The sequence below is a fragment of the Microbacterium shimangi genome (assembly GCF_043556445.1).
GTDB lineage: Bacteria > Actinomycetota > Actinomycetes > Actinomycetales > Microbacteriaceae > Microbacterium.
The window spans coordinates 875,866-902,590 of record NZ_JBIGII010000003.1; the positions used below are offsets into that span (position 1 = coordinate 875,866).

A 26,725-nucleotide genomic window follows, 5' to 3' on the forward strand; every position below is an offset into this window, starting at 1 on the left:
ACCCCGGCCGCCGACCTCAGGCGCGCTGGTCCGACACGCTGAGCCACACCGCGTCGGCGGCGCCCTCGGGAAGGTCGATCTCGGTGCCGGCGACCTTCACCGTTCCGGCCCCGACGACGTCGAGCGTGACTCCCACGTCGATCCCGACATCGACCAGCGCGCGCAGCAGCGCCGGATCGCGGTCGCTCACCCGCAGCACGCGGCCGGTGTGCCGGGGTGCGGCGTCGGCGAGCAGCACGAACGGCTCGCGATGCACGACCCCCGCAGCATCCGGAATGGCATCACCGTGGGGGTCGAAACGCGGGCGACCGAGACGGTCGTCGATGCCCTCGAGCAGGCGGTCGCTCAGGGAGTGCTCGAGCACGTCGGCCTCGTCGTGCACCTCGTCCCACGAGTAGCCGAAGTCGCGCACGAGCCAGGTCTCGATGAGGCGGTGGCGGCGGATGACCGACGCCGCCCGTCTCTCGCCGACGTCGGTGAGCGACACGGGACCGTAGGGGCGGTGGGTCACGAGACCGAGGGCAGCGAGCTTCTTCACCATTTCGGTGACGCTCGAGGGGGCGAGTCCCAGGACGGTCGCGAGCTGCGACGGGGTGATGCGCGCGTCTTGCCACTCGGTGTGGTGGTAGATCGTCTTCAGGTAGTCGTCGACGGCAGGTGAGGCCACCCCGACAGGCTATCCGCCCGTCAGCACGAGCCACAGCAGCAGCCCGTTCAGGGCGATCAAGAAGACGGATGCCGCGATCCCGGCGACCGTCGTCAGGGTGCGGTTGCGGAACCGCCCGAGTACGTCGCTCTTCGCAGTGAGCGCAACCAGCGGGATCAGGGCGAAAGGGATGCCGAACGACAGCACAACCTGGCTCAGCACCAGCGCGAGGGTCGGATCGACACCGACCCCGAGGATGAGGAGCGCCGGGGCCAGGGTCACCAGCCGTCGCGCGAGCAGTGGCACCCGCACGCGCAGGAGCCCGTGCATGATCTCGGCGCCGGCGTAGGCGCCCACCGAGGTCGAGGCGAGCCCGCTCGCGAGCAACCCGACCGCGAAGAGCGTGGCCACGACCGGCCCGATGCCGTCGCGGAGCGCGGCGTACGCCCCCTCGAGCGAATCGGTGCCGGGCACCCCGGCGAGGTTCGCGGCGGCCAGCAGCAGAATGCCCAGGTTCACCGTGCCCGCGATCGCCATTGCGATCGTGACGTCCCAGCGCGTGGCCTTCAGCAGCCGCGCCGTGCCGATTCCGCGGGCAGCCTCGAGCCCCGCGGGGTGCCGCTCACCGGGCGTGGCGGGCGCGAACCGGTCGCGCGCGAGGGCGGAGTGGGCGTAGATCGCGTGCGGCATGATCGTCGCCCCGAGAATGGATGCCGCCAGCAGCACCGACTGCGAATCCTCGAAGCGGGGCACGAGGCCGCCGACGACCCCCGCCGGGTCGGGCGGAGCGATGAAGACGCCGAAGAGGAAGCCGACCCCGATCACGACGACGAGCCCGACGATGATGAGCTCGAACGAGCGTGCACCGTGTCGCGACTGCACCAACAGCAGTCCCATCGACACGGCGCCGGTGATGACTCCGCCCCAGAGGAGCGGCACGTTGAACAGCAGGTTGAGGGCGACGGCCCCGCCGATCACCTCCGCGATGTCGGTGGCCATGGCCACGAGCTCTGCCTGCAGCCAGTAGGCGCGCCTGCCCCACGGATTGCGGATGCGGTGGCCGAGGGTCTCGGGCAGGCTCTCGCCCGTGACGATCCCGAGCTTCGCCGAGAGGTATTGGATGAGCCACGCCATGAGGTTGCCGAGCACGACCACCCAGACGAGCAGGTAGCCGAAGACGGCCCCGGCGGTCATGTTGCTCGCCACGTTGCCGGGGTCGAGATAGGCCACCCCCGCGACGAGTGCCGGTCCGATCAGCCACGCCGCGCGGGTCGGGCGGGCGGTGCTGCGCTCCAGCGCGGGACGTGTTTTCGGCATACCGAAACCTTAGCGATATTTCGGTAGGCCGAAATCTGCGGGCGACGGGGTGGCGCGGTGGAGTGTGCGCCCGAGGGAGCATGCTTCCCGCGCGGGGAGGGCGGGTAGCCTGAGGCGGTGGATGCTACGGGGGTGGATGTCACCGCGGTGCCCGAACCCGCGCTCGAGCCCGAGGCGCAGGTCGAACACGGACTCGGCCCGTGGGAGGGCGAGTGGCCCGACGACCCGCGCTACGACCCCGAACTGCTCGAGCACGGTGACCGTCGCAACGTCGTCGACGAGTTCCGGTACTGGCGCATGGACGCGATCGTCGCCCACCTCGACGAACGGCGGCACCCCTTCCACGTGGCGATCGAGAACTGGCAGCACGACCTCAACATCGGATCGATCGTCCGCAGCGCCAACGCGTTCCTCGCGGCCGAGGTGCACATCATCGGCAAACGCCGGTGGAACCGCCGCGGCGCGATGGTGACCGACCGCTACCAGCACGTGCGGCACCACGAAGACGTCGCGACGTTCGTCGCCTGGGCGACCGACGCCGGCCTCCCCGTGATCGCCGTCGACAACGTCGAGGGCTCGGTGCCGGTCGATCGCGCAGAACTCCCGGAGCGATGCGTGCTGCTGTTCGGCCAGGAGGGCCCGGGCCTCTCGGGCGAGGCGGTGGCCTCGGCATCCGGCGTCGTCGAGATCACGCAGTACGGCTCCACCCGCTCGCTCAACGCCTCGGCCGCCGCCGCCGTCGTGATGTACGAGTGGTGCCGGCGCTGGGTCGCTCAGCCCTGAACGCGCTCAGGCCCGAGTCGCGCCCGCCGTCATCCACGCCATTCCGCGCACCCGCCACCCCAGGGTCGCGAGGCGGGCGAGCATGTACGCGCCGAAGAAGGTCGCGGCCAGCCATGCCAGCCCCGCGGCATCGGTCGGTCCGAGCACCGCGACGAGCGCGAGCGCCGGGGCGAAGACGAGCAGGTTGAGTCCCCCGGCGACGGCGAGATACCGCGCGTCGCCCGCCCCGATCAGTACACCGTCGAGCACGAACACCACGGCCGCGAGGGGCTGACCGATCGCCAGCACGAGCAGCGCGGGCTGAATGAGCGCGGCGATCGCCGGGTCGCCCGTGAAGACGAGCCCGATGACACCCGAAAGGGCAGCGATGGCGCCGCCCACGACCACGCCGAAGCACACGCCCCACGCGGTCGTCCGCTGCAGCACACGCTGCACCCCCCTCGGATCGCCGGCGCCGAGTCCCTTCCCGACGAGGGCCTGGGCCGCGATCGCCAGTGCGTCGAGGGCGAAGGCCGCCGTCGAGAAGATCGTGAAGACGACCTGCCACCCGGCGAGTTCGGGTGCCCCGAGCCCCGTGGCGACGAAGACGGTCGCGAGGAGCGCTGCGCGAAGGGTGACGGTGCGAAGCAGCATCCATCCTCCCGACACCGCCGATCCGCGAACGCCCTCGCGTTGCGGGCGAACGGATGCCGCGTGCTGCCGCGCGAGCCGGCCCACCACGGCGACGTAGGCGCCGACCATCGCCCACTGCGCGATGACCGTGCCGACGGCAGAACCCGCGATGCCCCAGCCGAAGCCGTAGATGAACAGCGCGTTGAGCAGGGCGTTCGCCCCGAACCCCACTCCGGCGATCCACAGCGGCGTCAGGGTGTTCTGCATGCCGCGCAGGAGTCCGGTCGCGGCGAAGACGATCAGCATCGCGGGGAGGCCCCACATGGAGATGCCGAGGTAGATGCGGGCCTGCTCGGCGACGTTCTCGGGTGCACCGAACAGGTCGACGAGCACCGGGGTCGACAGCGACCCCGCCAGGGCGAGCAGCGCGCCGATCCCGAGGGCGAGCCACATGCCGTCGATGCCGACCGAGACCGCCCGGGTGGGATCGCCCGCGCCGAAGCGGCGGGCGACGGCCGGGGTCGTCGAGTAGGCGAGGAAGACCATGAGGCCGACGATGGTCTGCAGCACGGCGCCCGCGATCCCGAGGCCGGCGAGGGGGTCGACACCGAGGTGTCCGATGAGCGCCGAGTCGACGATCAGGAAGAGCGGTTCGGCGATGAGCGCGCCGAGCGCCGGTACGGCGAGGCGCAGGATGTCGCGGTTGAGCGTGTCGCCGGTCACTGTTCGACCCTATGGCTCACCCACCGCCCTCACCTGCCGCGGGCATGTCCCATTTTCCGCAACGATAGGGCCCATTCCTTGCGGAATTCGGGACATGCCCGGGAGGAGTGGGAGATGGGAGGGTGCTGGCCGACCCGCCCATCGTCGGGGGTGCCGCCTATCCTTGACGCATGACCGATTCCCCCCGATCCGGCCTCGCGCTCGACGAACTGAGCGACGAGATCCGCCCTCAGGACGACCTCTTCCGCTACGTCAACGGCCGGTGGCTCGATCGCACCGAGATCCCCGACGACAAAGCGCGCTGGGGGGCGTTCCACCTGCTGGCCGAACAGGCCGAGAGCCATGTGCGGGCGATCATCGAGGAGTCGCAAGACGCCGAGCCCGGCACCGAGACGCGCAAGATCGGCGACCTGTACGCCAGCTTCCTCGACACCGCGCGCATCAACGAGCTGGGCGCTCAGCCGATCGCCGACCAGCTCGCCCGTGTCGACGAGATCACCGACATCGCGTCGTTCCTCCGCACGGTCGGGGCGCTCGAGCGCGACGGCGTGAGCGGTCTCATCGAGCTCTACATCGAGCCCGACCCCGGCAACCCGCAGCGGTACGTGCCCTTCCTCATCCAGGGCGGACTCTCGCTCCCCGACGAGAGCTATTACCGGGTCGAGAGCTTCGAAGAGGTCCGCGCGGCCTATCGCGCCCACATCGAGCGCATCCTCGAACTCGCGGGTGTGGCCGACTCCGCAGCATCCGCCGACCGCGTCTTCGCGCTCGAGCACGACATCGCGGCCCACCACTGGGACAAGGTCCGAAGCCGCGACGCCGTCGCGACCTACAACCTGCGCACCTGGGACCAGACGGTCGAGCTCGCCGGCGTCGACCTTCGGCCGTGGCTCGAGGGCGTGGCCCCCGAGCACGCCGACTCGTTCGCCGAGGTCGTGATCTACCAGCCGAGCTTCGTGGAGGCGCTGCAGACCGTCTTGACCGCCGAGCGGCTCGACGACTGGAAGGCCTGGCTGCGCTTCAAGATCGTGCACTCGGCCGCCGCGTTCTTGACCGACGATTTCGTCGCCGAGAACTTCGGCTTCTACGGCACGCAGCTCACCGGTGTTCCCGTGAACCGCGAACGGTGGAAGCGCGGCGTGAGCCTCGTCGAGGCTGCCCTCGGTGAGGCCGTGGGTCAGGTCTACGTCGAACGGCACTTCCCGCCGGCGGCGAAGGACGCGATGGACGAGCTGGTGGCGAACCTCATCGAGGCCTACCGGCAGTCGATCTCGGCCCTGGAGTGGATGACTCCCGAGACGCGCGAGCGCGCCCTGGCGAAGCTCGATGCCTTCACCCCCAAGATCGCCTACCCGGTGAAGTGGAAGGACTACTCGGCCCTCCAGGTCGACGCGACCGACCTCGTCGGCAACGTACGCCGGGCGCACGTGTTCGAGCACGATCGCCAACTCGGCAAGGTCGGGCAGCCGATCGACCGCGACGAGTGGCTCATGACGCCGCAGACGGTGAACGCGTACTACAACCCGCTGATGAACGAGATCGTCTTCCCCGCGGCGATCCTGCAGTACCCGTTCTTCGATGCCGATCGCGACGCGGCCGCCAACTACGGCGGGATCGGCGCCGTGATCGGACACGAGCTCGGCCACGGGTTCGACGACCAGGGCAGCCGCTTCGACGGCGACGGGTCGCTGCGCGACTGGTGGACCGATGCCGACCGCGCGGCCTTCGAGCAGCGCACACGCACCCTCATCGAGCAGTACGACGAACTCGTCCCCCGAGGTCTCGCTGACGAACACCGGGTGAACGGCGAACTCACCATCGGCGAGAACATCGGCGATCTCGGCGGACTCGGCATCGCGATCCGGGCCTACCGGCTGTCGCTCCAGACGGCCGACGGTGCAGGCGACGTCGAGGCGCCCGTGGTCGACGGGCTCACCGGAATCCAGCGGCTTCTGATCAGTTGGGCCCAGGTCTGGCAGCAGAAAGGCCGCGAGGCCGAGACCGTGCGCCTGCTCACGATCGACCCGCACTCGCCGAACGAATTCCGGTGCAACCAGATCGTCCGCAACATCGACGCGTTCTACGACGCGTTCGACGTGACGGAGTCCGACGACCTGTGGCTCGATCCCGACCGCCGGGTCACCATCTGGTAACCCGGGTCTGGTGAGATGCCGATGTTGAACAGCTGACCCGGTCGGGGAGGAGCTTCGCCATGGGTACGTCCGCAGACACCCCCCGTGAGTCCGCCGCGCTCCGCACCACCGATCGCCGCAGCACGCGCGGGGGTCCTCGCCGCAAAGGCTCGGGTGCGCGTTCGTTCACCTCGACGCTCCGCGCACTCGACGCGGTGGCGGCCTCCGGCGCGAGGGTGTCGGTGCGCGTCGACGACCTCGACCGCGGCACGGCCGTGCTCGCGGGTGATGACTTCGACACCCTGCCGGTCGGCGGGCTGGGTGTCGTGCCGCTCCTGGTCGAGGTGGCCGCCGCGTTCGAAGAGGGTCGACTCGACCCGCTCGAGATCGTCGACCGCGCGGGCCTCGAGCCGGTCGGTGTCGCCGGTATCTGGCGGCACCTGAAGATCCCGGCCCTGCCGCTGATCGATGCGGCGGTTCTCACGGGTGCCACCGGCGATGCGCTCGCCGCGAATGCGCTTCTCCAGCGCGTCGGCCTCCCCGCGGTGCGCACGCGGATCGAGTCGCTCGGACTGACTCGCTCGGCGCTTCTCGACCAGTTCCGCGATGCCCGCGGACCCGACGATGCGCCCCAGGTCGCGCTCGCGTCGGCGCAGGAATTGGCGCAGCTGTTCTCGGCACTGGTGAACTCCCGAGCGGTCAGCCCGGGCGTGAGCGCGCAGGTGTCGGAGTGGCTGAGCCTCAATCAAGACCTCAGCCTCGTCGCATCCGCCACGGGTCTCGATCCGTTTGCTCACGAGCACGACGAGCACGAGCTGCTGTTCGTGAACAAGACCGGACGCGATGCGGGTGTCCGCGCCGAAGCGGGGGTTCTCGCCGGTCCGCGGGCCGGCGTCGCCTACGCCCTCATCGTGTGCTTCGACGATCTGTCGATCACGCACCGCCTGCGCGCCCACGACGCGTTCCGCACGCTCGGCGTCGAGCTGATGGAGTACGTCTACTGACGCCACCGCGGACAGCGGATGACGCCGTGCGTCGCCCGGAGAAGCAGGGCCGGATGCGGCGAACTACCATCGCAGCATGACCGTCAACCCGCCGTTCCGCGCCGACATCGTCGGCAGTTTCCTCCGCCCCGCCGCCCTCGCCGAAGCACGTGCGCAGTACGCTGCCGGTGAACTCTCGGGCGACGCGTTGCGGGCGTCGGAGGACGCGGCGGTCATCGACCTCGTGCAGAAGCAGGCCGACAACGGCCTCCGGGTCGCCTCCGACGGAGAGTTCCGCCGGTCGTGGTGGCACTTCGATTTCTTCGGTCTGCTCGACGGTGTCGAGATCGTCGAACTCGACCACGGCATCCAGTTCCAGGGCGCGCAGACCCGCCCCCGCGGTGTCGAGATCTCGGGCCCCATCCGCTTCCCCGCCGATCACCCGTTCCTCGCCCACTACCGCGCGCTGCAGAAAGACACGGAGCGCACCGGGGCGACACCGAAGTTCACCATCCCGGCGCCGACCGTTCTCGACTTCCGCATCGAACCCGGACACATCGACTCGGCGACCTACGACGGCCGCGATGCGATCGCCGACGACCTCGTCGCCGCGTACCGAGACGCCCTCGGCGCGTTCTACGACGCGGGCGCCCGCTACCTGCAGTTCGACGACACCGCGTGGGCCTACCTCTGTTCGGATGTCGAACTGGCCAAGGCCCGCGACCGCGGCATCGACACCGACGGCATCGCCGAGCGGTACGCGAACCTGCTGAACCGCATCCTCGACGGCAAGCCCGACGACCTCGTCGTCACCACCCACGTGTGTCGCGGCAACTTCCGTTCCACCTGGATCTCGTCGGGCGGCTACGAGCCCGTCGCCGAGCAGTTGCTCGGCAACACCGCGTACGACGGCTACTTCCTCGAGTACGACTCCGAGCGTGCCGGCGGCTTCGAGCCGCTGCGTTTCCTTCCCGCCGGCAACAAGACGGTCGAACTGGGGCTCATCACCACCAAGACGGGCGAGCTCGAAGACGCCGACGCGATCCGCGGGCGCATCGACGAGGCATCCGCCTTCGCCCCCCTCGATCAACTCGCCCTCAGCCCGCAGTGCGGCTTCGCATCGACCGAAGAGGGCAACACGCTCACCGAAGACGAGCAGTGGGCGAAGATCCGCTCGGTGGTCTCGATCGCCGAGGCCGTCTGGGGCTGACTCGCCCGCAGCGCCGCCTCGCTCGCCGCGGCTTCCCCTGTCACGAACGGTCGGTCGCACCCGCCGGATGTGACAGGGGAGTGCCGGGGAGGTGCGCTCCCCTGTCACGAACGGTCGGTCGCACCCGCCGGATGTGACAGGGGAGCGGGACGGGCGCGGGGCGCGGGTCAGACGGCCGGGGTGCCGTGGGTGTGGAACGTCTCGATCGTCTTCATGCCCCAGGCCTGACCCTTCTTGCGCTCTTCCTGGGTCCACTCGACGACGGGCTGGTCGGGGTCGAGCAGCAGGCGGGCGCCGGCGTTGGCGAACTCGATGCGGTTGCCGCCGGGCTCGTAGACGTAGAGGAAGAAGGTCTGGTTGATCGCGTGCTTGTGCGGACCCGACTCGATGTGGATGCCGTTCTCGAGAAAGATGTCGGCGGCCTTGAGGATGTCTTCGCGGGTGTCGGGGGCGAAGGCGATGTGGTGCAGACGGTTGCCGTGCTTCGTCCAGTCGTCGGAGTAGACGACGTCGTACGACTTCAGCGAGAAGTGGAACCACCACGCGGCGAACTTGCCGTCGTCGTTGCGGATGCGCTCGCTCTCGCGCATCGCGAGTGCCGTCGCCATGAACTCGCCGTTCGCCTCGACGTCTTTCGCGAGGAAGTTGATGTGGTCGAGGCGCCGGGCGTTGACGCCGCGGCCGGGAAAGGCTGAGGCCTGGTTCTTCAGCGCGGGCTTGTCGTCGGTCGCGACGTAGCGCTCTGTCTCGTAGTAGATGCCCATCGAGTGCCCGTCGGGGTCCTGGAACATGAACGTGGGACCGGTGCCGACCTCGCCGTCGACCCACCCGCCTCCGACGGCGGTGCCGAGCCCGCTGCTCTCGATCGCGGCGACGCGTCGCTGGAGGGCCTCGGCCGATGTCGCGCGGAAGGTCGTGCGGCCGACCCCGGCAGCATCCGACGGGGTGAGCTTGATCGTGTACAGCTCGTACTCGTCCCAGGTGCGGAGGAACGTCGAGCCCCCCTGCTCGGCGACCACGCGCATGGCGAGCAGGTCGCGGAAGAACCACAGGCTCTTGTCGAACTCGGGGGTCAATATCTCGACACTGCCGAGGTGGGCGACGTCGAAGGCGGTGGAGTCGGTCATGATGCGGGTCCTCACTGACGGGCGGTCGTTGGCGTTGGGGCAACTCAGCGGCGTGGTCGGGCGAAGACCGTGCCGTCGAAGATCTTGCGGGCGGTGCGCACCGACGACGACGATGCGCGCCACGTGCCGTCGGCCTCGCGCGACACCGTGACGGCGGCGGGGAACGTGCCGGTGGGGTGTTCGACGCCGGTGGTTTCTTCGGCGGGATCGATCCGGGCGAGGTCTGCACCGACAGCACCGGGAATGCGGATGCCGGCGGCGACGGATGCTGCCATGAGCACCCCGATCGACGTGTGCACCCGCGAGGGGATGAACGCACGCGTCGAGATCGCTCCACCCTCGCGCGGAGCGGAGAGCAGCAGCATCTTCGGCACGGTCTGCTCTGCGACGTCGCCGAGCCCCATGAGGGGTCCGGCCGCCCGCCGCACCCGTTCGACGGCATCGCGGAGGTCGTCTCGGGACTCGAGGTCGGCGGGCGATTCGTCGCCGTCCACCCCGAACTCGTCGGCGCGCAACAGGACGACGGGCATGCCGTTGTCGATGAGGGTCACGCGGTGCCCGCCGATCTCATCCGAGACCGCGCCGGTCGGCAGCAGCGGCTTCTCGCCACCGCTGAGCGCGATGTCGATGCGCCCCGCCGTGCCGGGCACCCCGTCGATCGCCACGTCGCCGTCGTAATCGGGCCGGCCGTCGGGGGTGGCGAACGAGACCCGCGCGACGTCGCCGGTGTTGACGAGACGGATGCTGACGGTGCTGCGCTCCGTCGTCGCCTGCGCGAGGCCGCGCTCGATCGCGAACGGTCCGACCGCGGCCAGGAGGTTGCCGCAGGTCTGCGCGGTGCCGATGACGGGTTCGTCGACCCCGACCTGGAAGAAGAGGTAGTCGATGTCGATATCGGGCTCGGTCGAGCGCGAGACGACCGCCACCTTCGAGGTCAGCGGATGCGCCCCACCCAGACCGTCGATCTGCGTCGGGTCGGGGCTTCCCATGATCCGCAGCAGCAGGTCGTCGCGCTCGGCCGGGTCGGTGGGCAGGTCTTCGGCGACGAAGAACGCGCCCTTCGACGTGCCCCCGCGCAGCATCATGCAGCGAATGCCGTCGCGAACCGGATCAGCGACCGCCACGATCGTGCTCTTCCTGGGTCACGAAGCGCACGCCCAGGCCCTCGAGCACCGGACGCAGGTTGTTGACATCCATCGAGATCTCACCCGCCCGGTAGCGCTCGCGGTTCGCCGTTTCTTTCGCGGTGCGGGCGCGCGCAGCATCCAGCGTCTGTTCCGCTCGCTGTCGGGGAACGATCGTGACCCCGTCGTCGTCGGCGACCACGACATCACCGGGGTGCACCTCGACCTGGTCGAGGATCACGGGGAGGTTCACCGACCCGGCGGTGTCTTTCACGGTGCCCTGCGCGCTGACGTGCGCCGTCCACACCGGGAAACCCATCTCGCGCAGCTCGGCGGTGTCGCGGACGCCGCCAGAGGTCACGTACGCGCGCACTCCACGGGTCTGCATCTGGGTCGCCATGAGGTCGCCGATGAAACCGAATGCCGAGTCGGTGATCGGCACGACGACGATGACGTCGCCCGCGCGGGCCTGCTCGATCGCCGCGTGCACCATGAGGTTGTCGCCCGGCGCGACCTGCACCGTGATCGCCGTTCCCGCGATGCGGGTGCCCTGCTGGATCGGGCGGATCCGGGGGCCGGCATAACCCACGCGGCCCATGGCCTCGTGCACGGTCGCAGAGCCGAATTCGGCGAGAGCCGCGGCGGTCGCCGCATCCGCTCGCTCGATATCGGTGACCACGACCCCGGTCACTCGAGCACCGCCGTCACCTGCGGCAGGTACCGCATGTAGGCCTCGCCCATGGTGTCGTGCGCGAGCCCCAGGTTCGGCCCGGCGTTGCGCTTGACCTGCACGCCGCGACGAACCGCGAGGTCGGTGTAATACGACCACATGTGCTTCTGCGCGGGTAGGCACTCCATCGCCGCGCGCTTGCGGTCGAACGCCTCGGTGATGTCGAGCAGCAGGTTGGGCTTGAAGTCGCTCTGCTCGGGCTGGTGCGGCTCGAAGAAGAAGACCGGCGGGGCGCCGATGATCTCGTCTTTCGTGGGGAACGTACCGTCGGAGTTCGCGACGCCGATCGCCTGCGCGAGCACCCGGGCTTCGAGCGCCATGCGCGCGGCGACCGGGTGGTCACCGTTGTACGGGTCGGTCAGCGGATGGGTGAGCACCACGGTGGGCTGCACGCGACGGTAGATGTCGATGAGCGCGGCGACGGCCTCTGGCGTCTCGCGAAGCGGGTAGTCGCCGAGGTCGAGAAAGACGATCTCGGCACCGAGAGCGGATGCTGCCGCCTCGGCCTCGCCGCGACGGATCGCCTTGATCTCGTCGAGGTCTTTGCCCTGCAGCCACTGGCTCGCGGACTCTCCGCGTTCGCCGTAGCTGAGGCAGACGACGGTCGCGCGCTCGCCGCGGAGGGCGGCGGCGGCGATAGCGCCGCCGGCTCGCCAGACGAAATCGCCGGCGTGCGCGCTGACCACGACAAGGGAGGGGTGGGGCTGGGCCATGGCAGTCAGCGAACCACACCCCTGGCGGAATGGTCAAGATTTTGTTTACAATCGGGGCGACCGGAACCACTATGGACAGAGGCATATTGCCGCCGTACCGTGGCGGCTGTCAGACACGTCTGAACATGCTGCTCAATGAAGAGAGAGTCGAGGGAGCCCCATGGCGCGCAATCTGCAGGAGTTGCTGGATGAGAAGGGCGGCATCGTTGAGATGCTCCGCAACTCGCAGCTCGGAACGTATATCTACCCGGTGGTCCCGGCCGAGTTCACGAACTGGCGGCGCGAGCAGAAGGCGTGGCGCGAGACCGCGGTGCTCTACGACCAGACCCACCACATGGTCAACTTCTTCATCTCGGGTCCCGACGCGCTCAAGCTGCTGAGCGACACGGGCATCAACTCGTTCGCGAACTTCCCGGTGAACACGGCGAAGCAGTTCGTTCCGACCGCGTCCAACGGCGGCGTGATCGGCGACGGCATCCTCTTCCACGAGGCCGAAGGCGAATACGTCTACGTCGGTCGCGCACCGGGTGCGAACTGGTTGCAGTTCCACGCCGAGACCGGCGGCTACGACGTCGAGACCCGCTACGACGATCGCTCGCCCTCGCGTCCCTACGGCGAGGCCGTGCACCGCGAGTACTACCGCTTCCAGATCCAGGGCCCGAACGCGTGGTCGATCATCGAGAAGCTGAACGGCGGATCGCTGGAGAAGGTCAAGTTCTTCCACATGGGCGAGATGACGATCGCGGGCGAGCAGGTGCGCACCCTCCGTCACGGCATGGCGGGTGCCCCCGGTCTCGAGATCTGGGGTCCGTACGCGCACCACGGCAAGATCCGCGAGGCCGTGCTCGAGGCCGGTCGCGAGTTCGGCATCGAGCCCTGCGGCTCGCGCGCCTACTCGTCGAACACGCTCGAGTCGGGCTGGATCCCCTCGCCCCTCCCCGCGATCTACACGGGTGAGGCCGAGCGCGCCTACCGCGAGTGGCTGCCCGCGAACAGCTACGAGGCGATCAACGCGCTCGCCGGTTCGTTCGTCTCGGAGAACATCGAGGACTACTACCTGAACCCCTGGGAGCTCGGCTACGGCTCGTTCGTGAAGTTCGACCACGACTTCATCGGACGCGAGGCGCTCGAGAAGATCGACGCCGGCGCGCAGCGCAAGAAGGTCACGCTCGCGTGGAACGACGAAGACCTCGCCAAGATCCTCACGAGCGTCATCGACCGCGACGGCGTCGGGTATCAGTTCTTCGACCTCCCGAACGCGAACTACGGTTCGTCGAACTACGACGCGGTCATCGATGCCGACGGCAACACCGTGGGGGTGTCGCTGTTCACGGGAATCACCGCGAACGAGAAGCGTGGACTGTCGCTCGCGACCGTCGACCACGACGTGCCGATCGGCGCCGAGGTGCGGGTCGTCTGGGGTGAGCCCGACGGAGGGTCTGAGAAGACGACGGTCGAGCCGCACGAGCAGATCTCGGTGCGCGCGATCGTGAGCCCCGTGCCCTACGCCGAGACGGCGCGGCAGGAGTACCAGGGCGGCTGGCGCACGGCCGGCGCCCAGTAGCATCCGATTTCTCGCCCCCTGGTCCGTCGTCGCGGGTCAGGGGGCGAGTTCGTTCTCGGCGAGGCGGCCGAGCAGCTCTGCGAGCGTTCGCCGTTCGGCGGCTGAGAGGGTCGCAAGAGCCTCTTCCTCGGTCGCGAGATGGTCTGGCAGAACCTCGTCGAGCGTGCGCTTGCCCGCCGCGGTCAGCGCGACGAGCTTGCCCCGGCCGTCTTGCGGGTGGGGTGCGCGGGTGACGAAGCCGAGGTCGACGAGTCGGTTCAGGCGCTGCGCGACCGCGCTCGAGGTGATCATCGCCTCGGCCGCGAGAGTCGAGGGAGTGGCGCGATAGGGGGGACCCTGCCGGGCAAGCGTTGCCAGCACGTCGAACGTGGGGGCGTCGATCCCGTGCTGCGCGAACGTCTGCGCGAGCCTGGTCTCGATCGCGGAGGCCGCTCGGCTGAGACGCCCGACGACGGCCATCGGCGAGACGTCGAGGTCGGGGCGCTCTGCTCGCCACTGTTCCAGAATCCGGTCGACGTCGTCCATGGGGCGAGTCTAATCGCTAAGCGCTGAGCTATATTTGCTAAGTGCTTAGCAATACCCGCGCCATCCTTCTCACCGCTCTGGCCCCTCTCCTCTGGGGAACGACCTACTTCACCGCGACGACCTTCGTGATCGGCGGACACCCGCTCCTGACGGCCGCCCTGCGTGCGCTACCCGCTGGGCTCGTCCTCTTGCTGATCGTCCGCAGGCTGCCCCGGGGCGATTGGTGGATCAAGTCGATCGTCTTGGGCGCGCTGAACATCGGAGTGTTCTTCGCGCTCCTCTTCGTCGCCGCCGATCGGCTCCCCGGGGGCGTGGCCGCGATCGTCGGTGGCATTCAGCCGCTGCTCGTGGCCGCTCTCGCGTCTCGGTTGCTCGCTGAGCGGTTGCGAACCTCGGTCGTTGCCGCGGGGGTCGCCGGCATCGTCGGTGTCGGGCTCATCGTTCTTCGCGCTGACGCCGGTCTCGACCCCGTCGGCGTCACGGCGGCGCTCCTCGGTGCGCTGTCGATGGCGACAGGTGTGGTGCTGGCGAAGCGGTGGCGGAGTAACGAGCCCCCGCTCGTCACCACGACGTGGCAGCTGATGGCCGGCGGTCTGATGCTCGCCCTCGCCGCGGTCGTTGCGGAGCCGCTGCCCACAGAGCCGCCCACTGCGGCGCAGATGGGGGGCTACGTCTATCTGGCGATAGCGGGCACGGCGTTCGCGTACGTGGTGTGGTTCCGCGGTATCGCGGTGCTCCCGACCCGAGTGCCCGCGTTCCTCGGACTTCTCAGTCCGATCGTCGCTCTCGGAGTCGGGATGGTCGCCGCGGGAGAAACGCTCTCCGTGGCGCAGGCGGCCGGGGTGGGGATCATCCTGCTGTCGGTCGTCGCGGTGATCGCAGGTTCGCGCCATCCTCGCGCTCCGGTCCGCGAGGACGACTTCACCGATCGAGCGCGTCGCCGTGGATGACCTGGAACCGCCCCGACGATCCGCGGATCGCGTGGGCGACGGTCGCGAACAGCCAGTCGAGCGCCGCGGTGTGTTGCGTGGTCGAACGGCGATAGAGGCTGATGTCGATGGCGGGCATCTCGAACGGCAGTGGACGAACCACGAGGGGCCAGGTCTTCGTCCAGCCCTCGGCGATCGTGTCGGGCATCGTCGCGATGAGATCGTCGCTCGCCGCGATCAGCGGGGGGAGCGCGGCGTAGTGATTCGACGCGATCTTGGGCTCGATCGCGATTCCCGCCCGGTGCAAGGCCCGGTCGACGGCTGAGGCGCCGGAGTCGCTCGCGACCACCACGTGCCCGGCGTCTGCGTAGGCCTCGAGGTCGAGAGTGCCGGAGGCGAGCGGATGCTTCGGCGACATCACGACGCCGTAGGCCTGCGACTTGAGCACCACCTTCTCGAACCGTCCCGGCACCGTGGACGGCGTGACGGCGAGGTCGACGGTGCCGCGCCCGAGCCAGTCGGGCAGCTCGCGGGCGTTCATCGGCACGACCTCTATGCGCATCGCGGGCGCCTTCGCACGGACGGCGCGAACGATCGCGGGCAGCCAGCCGATCTCGCCGAGCTCCGAAAGGGCGATGCGGAAGGTGCGGTCGGATGCGGCGGGGTCGAACCCGTGCACGCCGTCGAGGGTGCGGTCGACCGCCGCGAGCGCTTCGCGGAACCCCGGCATCACGGTCTCGGCGAGCGGGGTCGGCACCATCGCACGGCCCTCCCGGTGGAAGAGCGGGTCGTCGAGCTCCCGGCGCAGCCGGGCGAGAGCCTGACTGACCGCGGGCTGCGTGACGTAGAGACGAGCGGCGGCGGCGGTGAGGCTCCGCGTCTCGGCGATGGCGACGAAGACCCGGATGAGGTTCAGGTCCATGGGGTTTCTCCGGGGCGGCTAACGGATACTTCGGCGTCCATAAGCATCCATTATGCGCACTCGCTCTCTTCATGCGTTCCGCTGTCTAGCATTGCGGGCAGGACACACCGGACGAAGGAGTTCACGATGACCGAAACCGCCGCCGAGGCTATTGCCCGCGCAGGAAGCCCCGTCGAGCTGCTGCGCAATGCGCAGTCGCGACCGACGATCTTCCCCGTCACTCCCGAGTTCAGCAACTGGCGCTCGGAGCAGCTGTCGTGGCGCACGAGCGTCGCCCTCCTCGACCAGTCGCATCACATGACCGACCTCTTCATCTCGGGGCCCGACGCGCTGCGCCTGTTGAGCGAGACCGGCGTGAACAGCTTCGCGAAGTTCCCCGTCGACGCGGCGAAGCAGTTCATCGCGGTGAACCACGAGGGCTACCTCATCGGCGATGCGATCCTGTTCCACCTCGACGATGACGTGTACGACCTCGTCGGGTGGCACATGGTGCTCGACTGGGTGCAGTTCATCGGCGAGACCGGCGACTACGACGTGACGTTCGAGCGCGACGCGAACTCGCTCATGCGCGAACCCGGCACCGATCCGAAGCTCTACCGCTACGAGCTCCAGGGTCCTCACGCCCTGGCGCTCATGGAGAAGCTCACCGGAGCACCGGTGCCTCCGACGAAGTTCTTCGGCATGGCCACTTTCGAGATCGCCGGCATCACGGTGCGGTCGCTGCGTCACGGCATGGCGGGCCAGCCCGGCTTCGAACTGTTCGGCCCGTGGCCCGACGGCGTGCGGGTGCGCGAGGCCATCGTCGCCGCCGGCGAGGAGTTCGACCTGGTGCTGGTCGGATCGCGGGCGTACTCGTCGGCGAACCTCGAGTCGGCGTGGGTGCCGTCGCCGCTTCCGGCGATCTTCACCGGCGAACGCTCGGCCGAGTACCTCGCGTGGCTCCCCGCGGCGCGCACCGGGTCGCTCGCGGGCAGCGTCGTCGCCGACCGCATCGAGGACTACTACCTGACGCCGTACGACCTCGGGTACGGCCGGAGCATCGCCTTCGACCACGACTTCATCGGGCGCGCGGCGCTCGAGCGGCACGCCGCGGCGACGCAGCGGGTGAAGGTGACCCTCGTGTGGGACCCCGAAGACGTGGCGGCCGCCCAGCGGTCGCTCTACGAAGAGGGGATCCCGGCGAAGTACCTCGAGTTCCCGAAGGCGCGCTACGGGGTGTACCAGGTCGATCGCGTGAGCATCGACGGCACCGACGTCGGCATCTCGCACGACTGCGGATACATCACGAACGAGCAGGCGTTCGTCTCGCTCGCGAGCGTCGACGCGGCGTCTGCAGAACCCGGTACGCGCGTCGTCGTGACCTGGGGCGAGCAGCCGAACAGTCGCAAACCGGCGGTCGAACCGCACCGGCAGGTCGAGATCCGCGCAACGGTGGCACCGGCCCCCTACTCGCGTTTCGCCCGGGAGAACTACCGCAAGAGCTGAGAAACCCGCCTACGCTGTGGACCCTGCCGACCGAAGGATTCGACGTGTCCACTCCCCATGAACCGACCATTCCCGAGCTCGAGGTCGACGAAACCGTCGCGCCGCGTCCGGAGGAGGAGATCGCCGACGTTCTGCGTGCGAAGCCCGATGTGGCGGACCACAGCCAGCATCCGGAATGACACCCCCGCGGGGAATGGTCTGAGGCCCGAGCGGGAGATCGTTCGACGCCAGAAGTCATCCGGCCCCGCTCGCCCGCGGGGCGGCCAGAATCGAAGGATGTCCCGACGCAAAGACGGAAGACCCCGCACCCTCGTGCAGCCGATCGACACGGGCGGCGCGGTGCAATCCGGCGCACCCGCGGACGCCCCGCCCGCCCCTCAGATCGCCGACACCCCGACTTCCCGCACCGACGGCGAGTGAGCCGTTACGGGAGAACCATCTGAGAGCTGAGACGACGAACGGGGAGCCCGACATTGCCCATCATCCGAACGGCCCACACCGAGCTGGAGTACTTCGACGACGGACCCGCCGATGGCCGGCCGGTCGTGATGGCCCACGGGTTTCCTGACGAGCCCTCGACCTGGGATGACGTCGTGGACCTCCTTCCCGAAGGCGTACGCGTCATCCGGCCCTACCTCCGCGGTGTGGGGAACAGCCGCGTCACCGACCCGGCGGCGATGTCGGCCCAGGTGGCGGCGCTCGCGACCGACCTCGTCGACCTGATGAGTGCGCTCGAGCTGGGCCCGGCCGTCTTGGTGGGTCACGACTGGGGAGCACGTGCGGCGCACGCCGCGGCCGTGGTCGCTCCGCAGGCGCTGACCGGGCTCGTGACGCTCTCCACCGCCTACGGTGCGGGCGCCGACCTCACCGCCACCGAAGCGCTGGATGATGCCGCCGTCGCGTGGTACCGGTATTGGCTGTGCACGGCGACCGGCGCCGAAGCCTTTCGCCGCGACCCCGCCGCACTCGTTCGCTGGGCGTGGCGACACTGGTCGCCCGAGTTGCAGCTGTCGGAGCGGGAGATGGCCGTGATTCTGGATGCTGTCGACACCGAGCAGTTCGCCGACAACGTCGTGCACTACTACCGGCACGGCACCGGCGAAGCCCCGGGATCGGCCGTCTACGCCGAGACGCAGGCAACGCTCGACCAGTGGCCGGCCATCACCGTGCCGACCACCTTCTTGATCGGCACGGCCGACGGGTGCGAAACGTTGCCGCTCGCCCGCAGAAACGCGTCGCTGTTCAGCGTCGGGCGCGATCTCGTCGAACTCGGGGGCATCGGGCACTTCATCCCGCGCGAGGCGCCCACGTTCGTCGCCGAGGCGATCCGCGGGTACCTGCACGACTAGCCGTCAGTTCGCGATCGGCGCGAGCGTACGACGCAATGCCTCTCTCGCTCTCTGATATCGACCGCGGGCCGTCGACGAAGGAATGCCGAGGAGCGTCGCCGCGTCGACGAGGGAGAAGCCATCCCAGTGCACGAGTCGAACCAGCTCCGCGAGGTCGCCGTCGAGCCGGTCGATCGCATCCCTGATCTCGGCACCCGAATCTGCCGCGGGGGCGCTGCGGAGCGTCAGCTCGTTACGCAGGCGGTCGGCAAGCTGCGATCTGCGGACGGTGCTGCGGTGCATGTGGAGCAAGACATTGCGCGCGACACCGAACAGCCACATCCGTGCCTCGGCGGGCTCATCCGGCAGCGCGTCCACGCGTGTCCACGCGGTGGTCATCACGTCAGCGAGCGCGTCTGCGGCATCTTCACGGTCGAGGCGACGCAAGAAGTAGCGCAGCAGATCGTCTGAGGATTCGCGCAGAGCAACAGTCAGCCGACTCTTTCGGGATGTCGTCGAGCTCATTCGCAGAATCCTTGTCCGCCGATGCTCGTCCACTTGTCGTCGAGGTCGTGCGCCGCGAGAGCTCGCTCGATACGCAGGGTGACAGCCCAGGAGATACCGGTCTCATACGCATGGGCGTCCGTGAGCGGATCTCCCGTCACCCCTACGTATGCGGCTCCCTCTGCGATGTCGGCGTCGGTGAGATCTAGGTCCGCCAAAGCCTCTCGGATCACCTGGTCGACCTCGTCCGGCGCTCCCCGCACGTTGCCGATGCGCCATTCACACGAGACGCCACTAGGAAGCTCGTAGTGGACGATGGCGAGCGCGTCGTTCTGTGCCCAGCCCTCCCAGAGACCGCTCGCCGCTGCCGCTGCCATCCCGCCACCACCGAGCAGCACCGCGGCGATCGCTCCCACGGCAAGCGGCCGCGCATAGCCCCGACGCTTCCGCATCGGTGTGGACTTCTCGATCATCTCTGCCGTAAGGCGCCGCTCTTGCGCCGATAGGTCGTTCGCGGGGTCGCTCCTGGTCAAGAGCTGGTCGATTTCATCCGTGTGCATGTCGTTCTCCCGAGGGTGAGATGGTCTCACTCTGCACATTCCCGGATACCCGCGAATCGTCCTTAGCCCTGGGAAGCTCGTCTCGCCCCGACGGCCGGCATCAGCTAGCGACTGGGCGCTCCGAGCGCCGCGAGCACCACGTCGTCGATCACCGAGACGAAGAATTCCCGCGAGGCGAGTTCGTGGTTGGTGTTCAGACGGTGAGTACTCATCGCGGGAATCACGTCGGCCAAGATGCTCGCGCGCCCGGCGAGGTTCGCCGGTATCTCGCCCCTATGGATCGCGCGTTCGAGTAGGCGACGGTAGATCTCGACGTACGGCTCGGTCACCTCGGTTCGGACCGCGTCAGCCAAGCTCGCAGCGCTCCGGCCTGCCGAGGCAAGGCCCGCGAAGATCGAAGCGCGACGGTCGGGCCCGCCGAGCCAGGGGGAGTCGATCACCGCGAGCAGGTCCGAGCGGAGGGACCCGCTGTCGGGCAGGTTGTCGATCTCGGGAGGCCGCCCGATGGAGTGGATCGCGGCGAGGACGAGGTCGTCCTTCGTGGCCCATCGGCGGTACAACGTCGTCTTGGCCTTGCCTGTACGGGTGGCGACGGCGTCGATTGTGACGCGTTCGTACGCCCGTTCTGAGAGCAGGTCGAGGGTCGTTGCCAAGATCAGCGCGTCGCTGGACCGGTCGTAGGGGCGGCCGGCCGAGGGAGCAGAAGCGTTCACCTCTCGAGAGTACGGGACGGTTGGTCATTACGCTACTAGGGAGTAGCGTAATACGAGTCGAGCGCCGCCGTGGGCGGGCCGGCTGAAGGGAAGATCATGAAGATTCAAGACTCCGTGTTCGTCGTCACCGGAGCGTCATCCGGAATCGGGGCGGCAACCGCGCGAGCTGCGGCGGCCGCCGGTGCGCGCGTCGTTCTCGCCGCTCGGCGGGAGAATCGCTTGCGTGAGCTCGCGGCAGAGCTCGAGGGAGCGATAGCGGTGCGGTGCGATGTCACCGACCAGGCGCAGGTGGCCGCGTTGGTGCAGGCGACACTCGACGCCTTCGGGCGGATCGACGTCCTCGTCAACAACGCCGCCCAGGGGCTCCAGGCTGAGATCGAGCGCCTCTCGCTCGACGACTTCCGCGGTGTTCTCGAGCTGAACCTCGTAGCGCCGCTGGCTGTGATGCAAGCCGTGTTGCCGACCATGCGGCGGCAGGGTGCGGGCAGCATCGTCAACGTCAGCTCGGGAACGACCTTCGCCGACGTTCCCGGAACGGGTGGGTACGTGGCATCCAAGATCGCCCTCGAGCGTCTCTCTGCGATCGCGCGGAATGAACTCGAGGGCACGGGGATCACCGTCTCGACGGTGATTCCCTTCGCCACGAGCACGGAGTTCATGAGCTCGATCCGCGCGGGGCGTGCCGAGGCGGAGGCGATGACGGCCGGGGCGACCTTCGATGCCCCCGAGCAGGTCGCCGACGCCATCCTCGAACTGGTCGAAAGCGGCGGGTCCCGTCTGGACCTCGTTCCCGCGGCCTACGGCGGCAGCCGATAGCGCGCGTTCCCATGTCGGGTGACCGACCGCTTTCGCGACGTCAGCGGGGGTGGGCGGCTTCGAGGAGTTCGCGTCGCCGGGTGGGGGACTTCGTGACCGGGCGCCATTTCTGGGCGGGGTCCCACCACACCGGCCCGAGGATTTCAGGGACGCCGTGGTTCATCCGCACTTTCCACCCACCGGTGTCGATCGTGCGGTGATGGAACCAGCAGAGGAGGAGGCCGTTGTCGGTGTGGGTGGGCCCGCCGCGGGCTGCTTCGACGGCGTGGTGGATCTCGCACCAAGCGGCGGGGACGTGACACCCGGGAATCACGCATTCCCCGTCGCGGAGAACGATCGCTTTGCGTTGGGTGTGGGTGAAGACGCGGTCGGTGACGGCGATCGTCACGATCCGACCGAAAGCGTCGGACACGACCCGTTGCACCCCACCGGTGCACGCGGTGTGTCGCGCCACGGCCAGGGAAACAGGTTCATCGATGCCCTGCACGTAGGCGGTGCCGGTACCCGTTCTCATGTCGGTCTCCCGGACCGAGACCACCAGCGTCGGCGCGCCACCGCCGATGGTGGGGAGCTGCCCCGACGCGGTCGCGACAGAGAGGGCCGTGACGAGGGCGTCGTGTTGTTTCTGCGCCCGGGTGCGGGTGTCGCACACCGCGTCGGGGTCTTCGTCACCCTCCGACACGAACCGGGGACCGGTGGGTCCGGCGAGTTTGGGGTTGTTAACGCTGTCCCACGCACGGGTCAACAAACCCGCAGCTTCGGGGAGCAGGTTTCCCCGGATCGGGATCAGCCCGTCACGAACGACCCCGAGGGTGACGCCCCGCTTCCGGAACGCCCGCGCCTCACGCGGTTCCGGACCGTCCTGGTCGAGGAACGCGGCCCACACGGCCGCTTGCGCACGCAGATCATCCGCCGGCAACGGAGGCGCCCCGTCGACACCTTCGCCCCGGGCAGCGGCGGCGAGTTCTTCATCCGCGGCGAGGATCGCCTCCCGCCCCACCCCCAGCCCGTCCAACTCCCCGGCCACCGCGACAACCCCGTCAACACCGACGAACCCGTCGATGAGGGTCTCCCGAAGCATCGGGAACACGGCCGGCAATACCTCCCCGGTGGCGAGTGCCGTGGTCTGGCGCACGCCACGACCGGCCGTGATCAGGTCACCCGCCCGCCGCGAGGCGAACCGGGTGGTGCGACCCACGAGTTCTCGAACGGACCGGCACCCGTACTTCGTGGTCATCTGCACCGATACGTCCCGCTGATCCGAACGGGCATCGACTTCACCGACCGTGTCGACCAACAACGCCTCGGCACGACGGACGACCGACGCGGCAGCATCCATCACCGCCAACAACTCGTCCCCATCGAGCGCCCGCGCATCACCGTCGCGAAGCTGACCGACCACGACCGTCGCCAGCGCCGCATCGAGGCCGCGGAGCGCCGCAACAGGGTTCGTCATACCCCCATTCTGCCGAGGGCCACCGACATTCCCGGGCCAAAACGGGCCAGATCAGAGGTGGAAACTCGGCCCTGTGGGGAACCCGCGAAACTGGCCCCTGGGGAGGAGACGAACTTGCCAGACCCGAGTCAAGTTCAGGCCTGGGATGTGCTCGAGCCCGCCTGAACGATCCGACCGCGAACGAACGGCAGCGCCGGTGCGCGGTACATCAGCGCGGGCTCGTCATCCGGCTCGAGAGTGAAGTCGGCCTGCCCGAACCGCCACAGTCGGTTGAACAAGAAGACGCCGATCACGACCGCGCGGTCTGTCGGAACCTGCCACGTGCCGAGGCCCCACTGGGTCGGGTGTCCGCGCCCCTCGATGACGAGCGTCGGTTTGACGCCGCCGTACAGCGCGAACCACGGTTTGTTCAGGATCAGGTCGATGCGGCGGTTCGCGGGGTCACTCATCTGACCCATCTTGGGGCCGGTCGGCGAGGATGCGCTCGAACCATGCCAGCGTTCCGCGCGTCATATCGGCGGGTTGCCCCGTCGAATCCAGTTCGGCGAGCACGTCGCGCACCTCGTGCTCGCGGCGCTCGGCGTGCTGGTACGTGCCCGCGACGAAGCGTTCGAGGAGCGCGGGCCCCTCGGCGCCGAGCTCGGACGCCATCTGCGCGCGAACCCACTCCTCGGCACCTGCCGCCCGGGCAGCGGTCAGGGTTTCGATGGCCAGCGTCGCCAAACCCTTCGTGAAGATGCTCCGCAGGAGCTTCATCCGCGCGGCCTCACCGACCCCTCCGTCGAGAACGTCTATCGGGGCGCCGAGCGGACGCAGCATCCCGGCGAGGCGGGGGGCCGCCGGTCCGCTCGCGAGGAGTGGGGTGCGTTCCGCCGCGCGAGGGACGGGCGCGAGCACCGCCACGTCGGCGACGTCGATGCCGTGGTCAGCCCCCATTCTCGCGATCCGACCCTTCAGTTCGGGGGACGCGGTGTTGAAGTCGGCGAAGATCACCGGAGGCTTCACGCGAGAGAAGACCTGCGCCGCGACGTCTTCTGCGGATGCTGCGCCCACCAGGCTGATGACGAGCTCGGCGCCTTCGACGGCGTCGGCGAGTCGCTCCACCTGCTCGCCGCTCGCGAGGCGGGGGCGAAGGTCGTATCCGCGGACTTCGGCGCCGGCAGCGCTGAAGCCGCGAGCGTAGAGGCGGCCGGCCTCGCCGAGACCGATGACCGCGATCTCCGTCACCGGCCCGCCCGCCCCGTCGCCGCGGTCGATCCGCCCGCGACCGAGCGCGGCACGCGGGCATCGAGGGCGGCGATGTACTCCCACGAACGCGCCGACACCCCGGCGTCGGGGCGCGGTCCGTGCACGGCGGCGTTCTCGTCGCTGTCGGAGGCGTAGGCGTCGCGGAGCGAGCGGGTGACCCCCGCGGCGGCGACACGCAGCACCTCGACCACGGGCGCGGCCGACGAGTCGTCGTTGCGGACGACCGCTCCCATCGCGGCGTAGACCGAGCCGTCGGGTCCGCGGACCGGAACGGCGATCCCGCGTGACTCGAGGTGGATGTGCCCGGGCGCGATGGCGAGGTCGTCGGCGCGGATGCGGCGGAGGGTCGAGCGGAGTCCGGCGCCGGTCGCGATGGTGCGCGAGGTGTAGGCGCGGAGACCGTGGGCGATGGTTTCTTCGATCACGGCGTCGGGAGCGTGCGCCAGCAGAACGAGACCGATCGACGAGGCGTGCAGCGGAATGCGTCCGCCGATCAGCGTCGCGTTGACGACGGCGTCCTTCGTCGACATCCGCTCGATGAAGAGCACGTCGGTGCCGGATCGCACGCCGAGCTGCAGGTGCTGCCGAATGCGCGCGTGCGCGGCCGCGAGCCACGGTCGCGCGACTTCGCGGAGCCCCAGCGCGCCGGGCGTGCGCGAGGCGTACTCCCAGAGCCGCACACCGAGGCGGTACGTGCGATCGGGCATGCGTTCCAGCATCCCCTCCTGCAGAAGCTCGCCGACCAGCCGGTGGGTGGTCGACAGCGGAAGGTCGGCGGCGCGGGCCAGCTCTCCGAGGGTGAGGAACGGTCGGAGAGCGTCGAAGGCGTCGAGGACGCGCAGATGACGGTGCAGCGCCGACTCACCAGCGGATCTTCGCGCCATCGCGACCTCCTCCTCGAGAGGTTACACACCGCCGCCCCGCCCCGGCCCCTTCGACAAAAGCATCCGCCGATCCTTTCCGCTGCACTTTCCGTCATCCGCTCCATCGATGAACGACGCGGGTGGCGCAAAGTGCAGCGGAAGAGGTTGCTGCGGGGTGCAAGCAGCGAGAATCGCGGATGCTGCGTCACGTCAGGCGCGATAGACCGTGCGCGCCCAGTCGTGGTAGGGCGCGGGAGCGACGGTGGCGCGGATCTTCACCTGGCGGTGGGCCTGATCGACCGAGTCCTTCTTCGACACCGGATACTCGCCCCAGACGACCTCGACCTCGGTGCCGTCTGCGACGTCGACGTCGATCGTCGCGAGCGACATGTACAGCTGATCGAACGCGATGTAGCCGGCGTCGGTGGAGATGCCGACGCTCGCGCCGTCGTGCTGCACGTCGTCCATCTGGTAGAGCCCGTAGCGCGCCTTCGGGAAGTCGAGGAACTTCGCCGGGGTGCCCGGTTCGAGCTGTGATCGAACGACCGATGCGACGTCTTCCGCGTTCCAGAGGAGCGTGACCTTGCGGCGGCTCTGCACCTCGGCGTGGCGCTCGAGGGCCGCGCGACCGTGGAAGTCATGGTCGAAGCGCACCGAGCGCCCGAGGCCCAGGTCGTAGGGGGTCAGGTAGAAGTCGCGCACGTCGTCGGAGAAGAGCGAACCGGCGACCGACCCGATCCTGGCGGCGGGAAGCCATTCGCGGTAGTCGGCGAGATCTTCGTCGAAGACCGCGGGGAACGGGGTCGGAACCCAGCCCGACTCCAGCGGCGTGGCGGAGTACGCCTTCGCTCCGACGCGGCGGATCTCGAACTCCGCGCCCGCTTCGAGGATCGCGTCGAGCACGGCCTCGCTATCGGCCCACGGCCCGAAGAACTCGAACCCCGGCTGTCCGGCCATCCCGTGGCGCAGGCCCTTCACGGCCCGCCCGCCGATCTCGAAGTCGCCGATGTGGAAGAACTTCACCTCGGGGGGCGGCCCACCGAAGAGCTTCTCCATGACCTCGTTCGCGCGGGGCCCCTGCAGCTCGTAGCGGTAGAAGGTCGGCGGCCCCTGCCGCATGTGCGAGTTGGGCTCGAGCCGGTGGTGCACGTCCTTGCCGGCGGCCGCGGCCTTCTCGACGTTGAAGCGGATCCAGTCGATGAGGATGTGGTGGCCGACGAGGACGAGCCCCTCGGGGGCGTCTTCGTTGTAGAACAAGATGCCGTCGCCGATGAGGTAGCCGCCCTCGTTGACCGAGATGAGCTGCTTCGCGACACCCGGGCGGAACGTCGCGAACGTGTTCGGCGACACCGATTCGAGCAGTGGGATGAGCTCGCTTCCGCCGAGGAAGAGCTGCGTCATGTGGTGGGACTGGTCCATGAGCGCCACGGTGGTGCTCCAGGAGCGCTGTTCGTCGCGCCAGTTGGTGAACTCCGGCGCCACCGGGAAGGTGAATGCCGGCCAGTTCTGGTTGCGCAGCAGCTCCACGGCGGAGCCGGCGCGGGTGATCGCCGAGGCGAGGGATTCGGATGTCATCGTCGACTTTCCTTTCGTTACGTCCGATGGTGCGCCCCTTGTCGCCATCCGACGCGTCGTCTTCCGATGAAAGGAATCGAGGGGTCCGGATGCGGCGTCCGGTGCCACGGTGGGACGCAACGGCAGCGCGGCCGGGC

28 protein-coding genes are annotated in these 26,725 nt (G+C 69.0%); 11 read left to right on the forward strand and 17 right to left on the reverse strand.

Annotation, left to right across the window (positions count from 1 at the left end; translation table 11 throughout):
- Positions 1-16: 16 nt before the first annotated feature.
- Together ACFXQA_RS05840 and ACFXQA_RS05845 are read right to left on the reverse strand one after the other, a co-directional pair.
- Positions 17-667 carry a metal-dependent transcriptional regulator gene (locus ACFXQA_RS05840; RefSeq protein ID WP_394518852.1) on the reverse strand — a complete coding sequence of 217 codons (651 nt, stop codon included), beginning with the start codon at positions 665-667 and terminating at the stop codon, positions 17-19.
- A 9-nt stretch (positions 668-676) separates the two neighbouring features.
- On the reverse strand, positions 677-1,963 hold the full coding sequence (locus tag ACFXQA_RS05845; RefSeq protein ID WP_394518853.1) for an Nramp family divalent metal transporter: 1,287 nt from the start codon (positions 1,961-1,963) through the stop codon (positions 677-679).
- 147 nt (positions 1,964-2,110) lie between these two features.
- Between ACFXQA_RS05845 and ACFXQA_RS05850 the strand changes: the two genes are divergently transcribed.
- Positions 2,111-2,746: a TrmH family RNA methyltransferase gene (locus ACFXQA_RS05850; RefSeq protein ID WP_394519085.1), complete on the forward strand. Its 636-nt coding sequence runs from the start codon at positions 2,111-2,113 to the stop codon at positions 2,744-2,746.
- A gap of 6 nt (positions 2,747-2,752) precedes the next feature.
- Here ACFXQA_RS05850 and ACFXQA_RS05855 read toward each other — a convergent pair whose 3' ends face one another.
- Positions 2,753-4,081, reverse strand: coding sequence for an MATE family efflux transporter (locus tag ACFXQA_RS05855; RefSeq protein ID WP_394518854.1), 1,329 nt, complete (start codon positions 4,079-4,081; stop codon positions 2,753-2,755).
- A gap of 170 nt (positions 4,082-4,251) precedes the next feature.
- On the opposite strand from ACFXQA_RS05855, the gene ACFXQA_RS05860 reads away from it, so the two are divergent.
- The 3 genes from ACFXQA_RS05860 (at position 4,252) to ACFXQA_RS05870 (ending at position 8,406) form a co-directional block, all read left to right on the forward strand.
- On the forward strand, positions 4,252-6,234 hold the full coding sequence (locus ACFXQA_RS05860) for a M13 family metallopeptidase (RefSeq protein WP_394518855.1): 1,983 nt from the start codon (positions 4,252-4,254) through the stop codon (positions 6,232-6,234).
- A gap of 59 nt (positions 6,235-6,293) precedes the next feature.
- Positions 6,294-7,217, forward strand: coding sequence for a serine hydrolase (locus ACFXQA_RS05865; protein ID WP_394518856.1), 924 nt, complete (start codon positions 6,294-6,296; stop codon positions 7,215-7,217).
- 76 nt (positions 7,218-7,293) lie between these two features.
- On the forward strand, positions 7,294-8,406 hold the full coding sequence (locus ACFXQA_RS05870; RefSeq protein ID WP_394518857.1) for a 5-methyltetrahydropteroyltriglutamate--homocysteine S-methyltransferase: 1,113 nt from the start codon (positions 7,294-7,296) through the stop codon (positions 8,404-8,406).
- A 167-nt stretch (positions 8,407-8,573) separates the two neighbouring features.
- On the opposite strand, the gene ACFXQA_RS05875 is transcribed toward ACFXQA_RS05870, so the two are convergent.
- The 4 genes from ACFXQA_RS05875 to ACFXQA_RS05890 are packed head-to-tail and all read right to left on the reverse strand — an operon-like array spanning position 8,574 to position 12,100.
- The gene (locus ACFXQA_RS05875) at positions 8,574-9,533 is read right to left on the reverse strand and encodes a VOC family protein (protein ID WP_394518858.1); all 960 of its coding nucleotides are present in this window, start codon (positions 9,531-9,533) and stop codon (positions 8,574-8,576) included.
- A 44-nt stretch (positions 9,534-9,577) separates the two neighbouring features.
- The gene (locus tag ACFXQA_RS05880; protein ID WP_394518859.1) at positions 9,578-10,657 is read right to left on the reverse strand and encodes a 4-oxalomesaconate tautomerase; all 1,080 of its coding nucleotides are present in this window, start codon (positions 10,655-10,657) and stop codon (positions 9,578-9,580) included.
- On the reverse strand, positions 10,644-11,348 hold the full coding sequence (locus ACFXQA_RS05885; protein WP_394518861.1) for a 4-carboxy-4-hydroxy-2-oxoadipate aldolase/oxaloacetate decarboxylase: 705 nt from the start codon (positions 11,346-11,348) through the stop codon (positions 10,644-10,646). The genes ACFXQA_RS05880 and ACFXQA_RS05885 overlap by 14 nt, the downstream gene beginning before the upstream one ends.
- Positions 11,345-12,100: a PIG-L deacetylase family protein gene (locus ACFXQA_RS05890; protein ID WP_394518862.1), complete on the reverse strand. Its 756-nt coding sequence runs from the start codon at positions 12,098-12,100 to the stop codon at positions 11,345-11,347. Before ACFXQA_RS05890 ends, ACFXQA_RS05885 begins: the two co-directional genes overlap by 4 nt.
- Positions 12,101-12,260: 160 nt before the next feature.
- On the opposite strand from ACFXQA_RS05890, the gene ligM reads away from it, so the two are divergent.
- On the forward strand, positions 12,261-13,664 hold the full coding sequence (gene ligM, locus ACFXQA_RS05895) for a vanillate/3-O-methylgallate O-demethylase (RefSeq protein ID WP_394518863.1): 1,404 nt from the start codon (positions 12,261-12,263) through the stop codon (positions 13,662-13,664).
- Positions 13,665-13,700: 36 nt separating this feature from the next.
- Here the strand turns inward: ligM and ACFXQA_RS05900 are convergent, their stop codons facing one another.
- Entirely contained in the window at positions 13,701-14,189 is a 489-nt protein-coding gene (locus tag ACFXQA_RS05900) for a MarR family winged helix-turn-helix transcriptional regulator (RefSeq protein ID WP_394518864.1), read from the reverse strand.
- A 41-nt stretch (positions 14,190-14,230) separates the two neighbouring features.
- Between ACFXQA_RS05900 and ACFXQA_RS05905 the strand changes: the two genes are divergently transcribed.
- On the forward strand, positions 14,231-15,139 hold the full coding sequence (locus ACFXQA_RS05905; protein WP_394518865.1) for an EamA family transporter: 909 nt from the start codon (positions 14,231-14,233) through the stop codon (positions 15,137-15,139).
- Here the strand turns inward: ACFXQA_RS05905 and ACFXQA_RS05910 are convergent.
- Positions 15,111-16,040, reverse strand: a complete 930-nt coding sequence (locus ACFXQA_RS05910) for a LysR family transcriptional regulator (protein ID WP_394518866.1) — start codon at positions 16,038-16,040, stop codon at positions 15,111-15,113. The genes ACFXQA_RS05905 and ACFXQA_RS05910 overlap by 29 nt on opposite strands.
- Before the next feature lie 126 nt (positions 16,041-16,166).
- Between ACFXQA_RS05910 and ACFXQA_RS05915 the strand changes: the two genes are divergently transcribed.
- The 4 genes from ACFXQA_RS05915 (at position 16,167) to ACFXQA_RS05930 (ending at position 18,874) form a co-directional block, all read left to right on the forward strand.
- Entirely contained in the window at positions 16,167-17,525 is a 1,359-nt protein-coding gene (locus ACFXQA_RS05915; RefSeq protein ID WP_394518867.1) for an aminomethyl transferase family protein, read from the forward strand.
- A 44-nt stretch (positions 17,526-17,569) separates the two neighbouring features.
- The gene (locus ACFXQA_RS05920) at positions 17,570-17,704 is read left to right on the forward strand and encodes a hypothetical protein (protein WP_394518868.1); all 135 of its coding nucleotides are present in this window, start codon (positions 17,570-17,572) and stop codon (positions 17,702-17,704) included.
- Positions 17,705-17,801: 97 nt separating this feature from the next.
- A complete protein-coding gene (locus ACFXQA_RS05925; protein ID WP_394518869.1) occupies positions 17,802-17,945 on the forward strand; it encodes a hypothetical protein in 144 nt (47 codons plus the stop codon).
- Positions 17,946-17,998: 53 nt separating this feature from the next.
- Entirely contained in the window at positions 17,999-18,874 is an 876-nt protein-coding gene (locus tag ACFXQA_RS05930; RefSeq protein ID WP_394518870.1) for an alpha/beta fold hydrolase, read from the forward strand.
- 3 nt (positions 18,875-18,877) lie between these two features.
- On the opposite strand, the gene ACFXQA_RS05935 is transcribed toward ACFXQA_RS05930, so the two are convergent.
- From ACFXQA_RS05935 to ACFXQA_RS05945, 3 genes are all read right to left on the reverse strand, one after another.
- Complete coding sequence (locus ACFXQA_RS05935; RefSeq protein WP_394518871.1) at positions 18,878-19,378, reverse strand: RNA polymerase sigma factor; 501 nt, start codon at positions 19,376-19,378, stop codon at positions 18,878-18,880.
- Complete coding sequence (locus ACFXQA_RS05940; protein ID WP_394518872.1) at positions 19,375-19,917, reverse strand: hypothetical protein; 543 nt, start codon at positions 19,915-19,917, stop codon at positions 19,375-19,377. The genes ACFXQA_RS05935 and ACFXQA_RS05940 overlap by 4 nt, the downstream gene beginning before the upstream one ends.
- Before the next feature lie 104 nt (positions 19,918-20,021).
- Positions 20,022-20,630 carry a TetR/AcrR family transcriptional regulator gene (locus tag ACFXQA_RS05945; protein WP_394518873.1) on the reverse strand — a complete coding sequence of 203 codons (609 nt, stop codon included), beginning with the start codon at positions 20,628-20,630 and terminating at the stop codon, positions 20,022-20,024.
- A 96-nt stretch (positions 20,631-20,726) separates the two neighbouring features.
- Here ACFXQA_RS05945 and ACFXQA_RS05950 point away from each other — a divergent pair, with 96 nt between their 5' ends.
- Positions 20,727-21,446 (forward strand): SDR family NAD(P)-dependent oxidoreductase, encoded by a 720-nt coding sequence (locus tag ACFXQA_RS05950; RefSeq protein ID WP_394518874.1) that lies wholly within the window; start codon positions 20,727-20,729, stop codon positions 21,444-21,446.
- Between the two features lie 40 nt (positions 21,447-21,486).
- On the opposite strand, the gene ACFXQA_RS05955 is transcribed toward ACFXQA_RS05950, so the two are convergent.
- The 5 genes from ACFXQA_RS05955 to ACFXQA_RS05975 all read right to left on the reverse strand — a co-directional run bounded on the left by ACFXQA_RS05955 (position 21,487) and on the right by ACFXQA_RS05975 (position 26,588).
- Complete coding sequence (locus ACFXQA_RS05955) at positions 21,487-22,902, reverse strand: HNH endonuclease signature motif containing protein (RefSeq protein ID WP_394518875.1); 1,416 nt, start codon at positions 22,900-22,902, stop codon at positions 21,487-21,489.
- A 134-nt stretch (positions 22,903-23,036) separates the two neighbouring features.
- Positions 23,037-23,351 (reverse strand): hypothetical protein, encoded by a 315-nt coding sequence (locus ACFXQA_RS05960; RefSeq protein WP_394518876.1) that lies wholly within the window; start codon positions 23,349-23,351, stop codon positions 23,037-23,039.
- Positions 23,344-24,129, reverse strand: coding sequence for a DUF1932 domain-containing protein (locus ACFXQA_RS05965; RefSeq protein WP_394518877.1), 786 nt, complete (start codon positions 24,127-24,129; stop codon positions 23,344-23,346). Before ACFXQA_RS05965 ends, ACFXQA_RS05960 begins: the two co-directional genes overlap by 8 nt.
- A complete protein-coding gene (locus tag ACFXQA_RS05970; RefSeq protein ID WP_394518878.1) occupies positions 24,126-25,034 on the reverse strand; it encodes an IclR family transcriptional regulator in 909 nt (302 codons plus the stop codon). Before ACFXQA_RS05970 ends, ACFXQA_RS05965 begins: the two co-directional genes overlap by 4 nt.
- 189 nt (positions 25,035-25,223) lie before the next feature.
- On the reverse strand, positions 25,224-26,588 hold the full coding sequence (locus tag ACFXQA_RS05975) for an aminomethyl transferase family protein (RefSeq protein ID WP_394518879.1): 1,365 nt from the start codon (positions 26,586-26,588) through the stop codon (positions 25,224-25,226).
- Positions 26,589-26,725: the final 137 nt, after the last annotated feature.

Excerpts from the sequence above, each read along its gene's own strand:
- ACFXQA_RS05875 (WP_394518858.1), bottom strand. The coding sequence starts at position 9,533 with ATGACCGACTCCACCGCCTTCGACGTCGCCCACCTCGGCAGTGTCGAG.
- ACFXQA_RS05975 (WP_394518879.1), bottom strand. The coding sequence starts at position 26,588 with ATGACATCCGAATCCCTCGCCTCGGCGATCACCCGCGCCGGCTCCGCC.
- ACFXQA_RS05925 (WP_394518869.1), top strand. The coding sequence starts at position 17,802 with ATGTCCCGACGCAAAGACGGAAGACCCCGCACCCTCGTGCAGCCGATC.
- ACFXQA_RS05900 (WP_394518864.1), bottom strand. The coding sequence starts at position 14,189 with ATGGACGACGTCGACCGGATTCTGGAACAGTGGCGAGCAGAGCGCCCC.
- ACFXQA_RS05845 (WP_394518853.1), bottom strand. The coding sequence starts at position 1,963 with ATGCCGAAAACACGTCCCGCGCTGGAGCGCAGCACCGCCCGCCCGACC.
- ACFXQA_RS05860 (WP_394518855.1), top strand. The coding sequence starts at position 4,252 with ATGACCGATTCCCCCCGATCCGGCCTCGCGCTCGACGAACTGAGCGAC.
- ACFXQA_RS05970 (WP_394518878.1), bottom strand. The coding sequence starts at position 25,034 with ATGGCGCGAAGATCCGCTGGTGAGTCGGCGCTGCACCGTCATCTGCGC.
- ACFXQA_RS05940 (WP_394518872.1), bottom strand. The coding sequence starts at position 19,917 with ATGCACACGGATGAAATCGACCAGCTCTTGACCAGGAGCGACCCCGCG.
- ligM (WP_394518863.1), top strand. The coding sequence starts at position 12,261 with ATGGCGCGCAATCTGCAGGAGTTGCTGGATGAGAAGGGCGGCATCGTT.
- ACFXQA_RS05870 (WP_394518857.1), top strand. The coding sequence starts at position 7,294 with ATGACCGTCAACCCGCCGTTCCGCGCCGACATCGTCGGCAGTTTCCTC.
- ACFXQA_RS05960 (WP_394518876.1), bottom strand. The coding sequence starts at position 23,351 with ATGAGTGACCCCGCGAACCGCCGCATCGACCTGATCCTGAACAAACCG.
- ACFXQA_RS05950 (WP_394518874.1), top strand. The coding sequence starts at position 20,727 with ATGAAGATTCAAGACTCCGTGTTCGTCGTCACCGGAGCGTCATCCGGA.
- ACFXQA_RS05890 (WP_394518862.1), bottom strand. The coding sequence starts at position 12,100 with ATGGCCCAGCCCCACCCCTCCCTTGTCGTGGTCAGCGCGCACGCCGGC.
- ACFXQA_RS05865 (WP_394518856.1), top strand. The coding sequence starts at position 6,294 with ATGGGTACGTCCGCAGACACCCCCCGTGAGTCCGCCGCGCTCCGCACC.
- ACFXQA_RS05910 (WP_394518866.1), bottom strand. The coding sequence starts at position 16,040 with ATGGACCTGAACCTCATCCGGGTCTTCGTCGCCATCGCCGAGACGCGG.
- ACFXQA_RS05915 (WP_394518867.1), top strand. The coding sequence starts at position 16,167 with ATGACCGAAACCGCCGCCGAGGCTATTGCCCGCGCAGGAAGCCCCGTC.
- ACFXQA_RS05935 (WP_394518871.1), bottom strand. The coding sequence starts at position 19,378 with ATGAGCTCGACGACATCCCGAAAGAGTCGGCTGACTGTTGCTCTGCGC.
- ACFXQA_RS05955 (WP_394518875.1), bottom strand. The coding sequence starts at position 22,902 with ATGACGAACCCTGTTGCGGCGCTCCGCGGCCTCGATGCGGCGCTGGCG.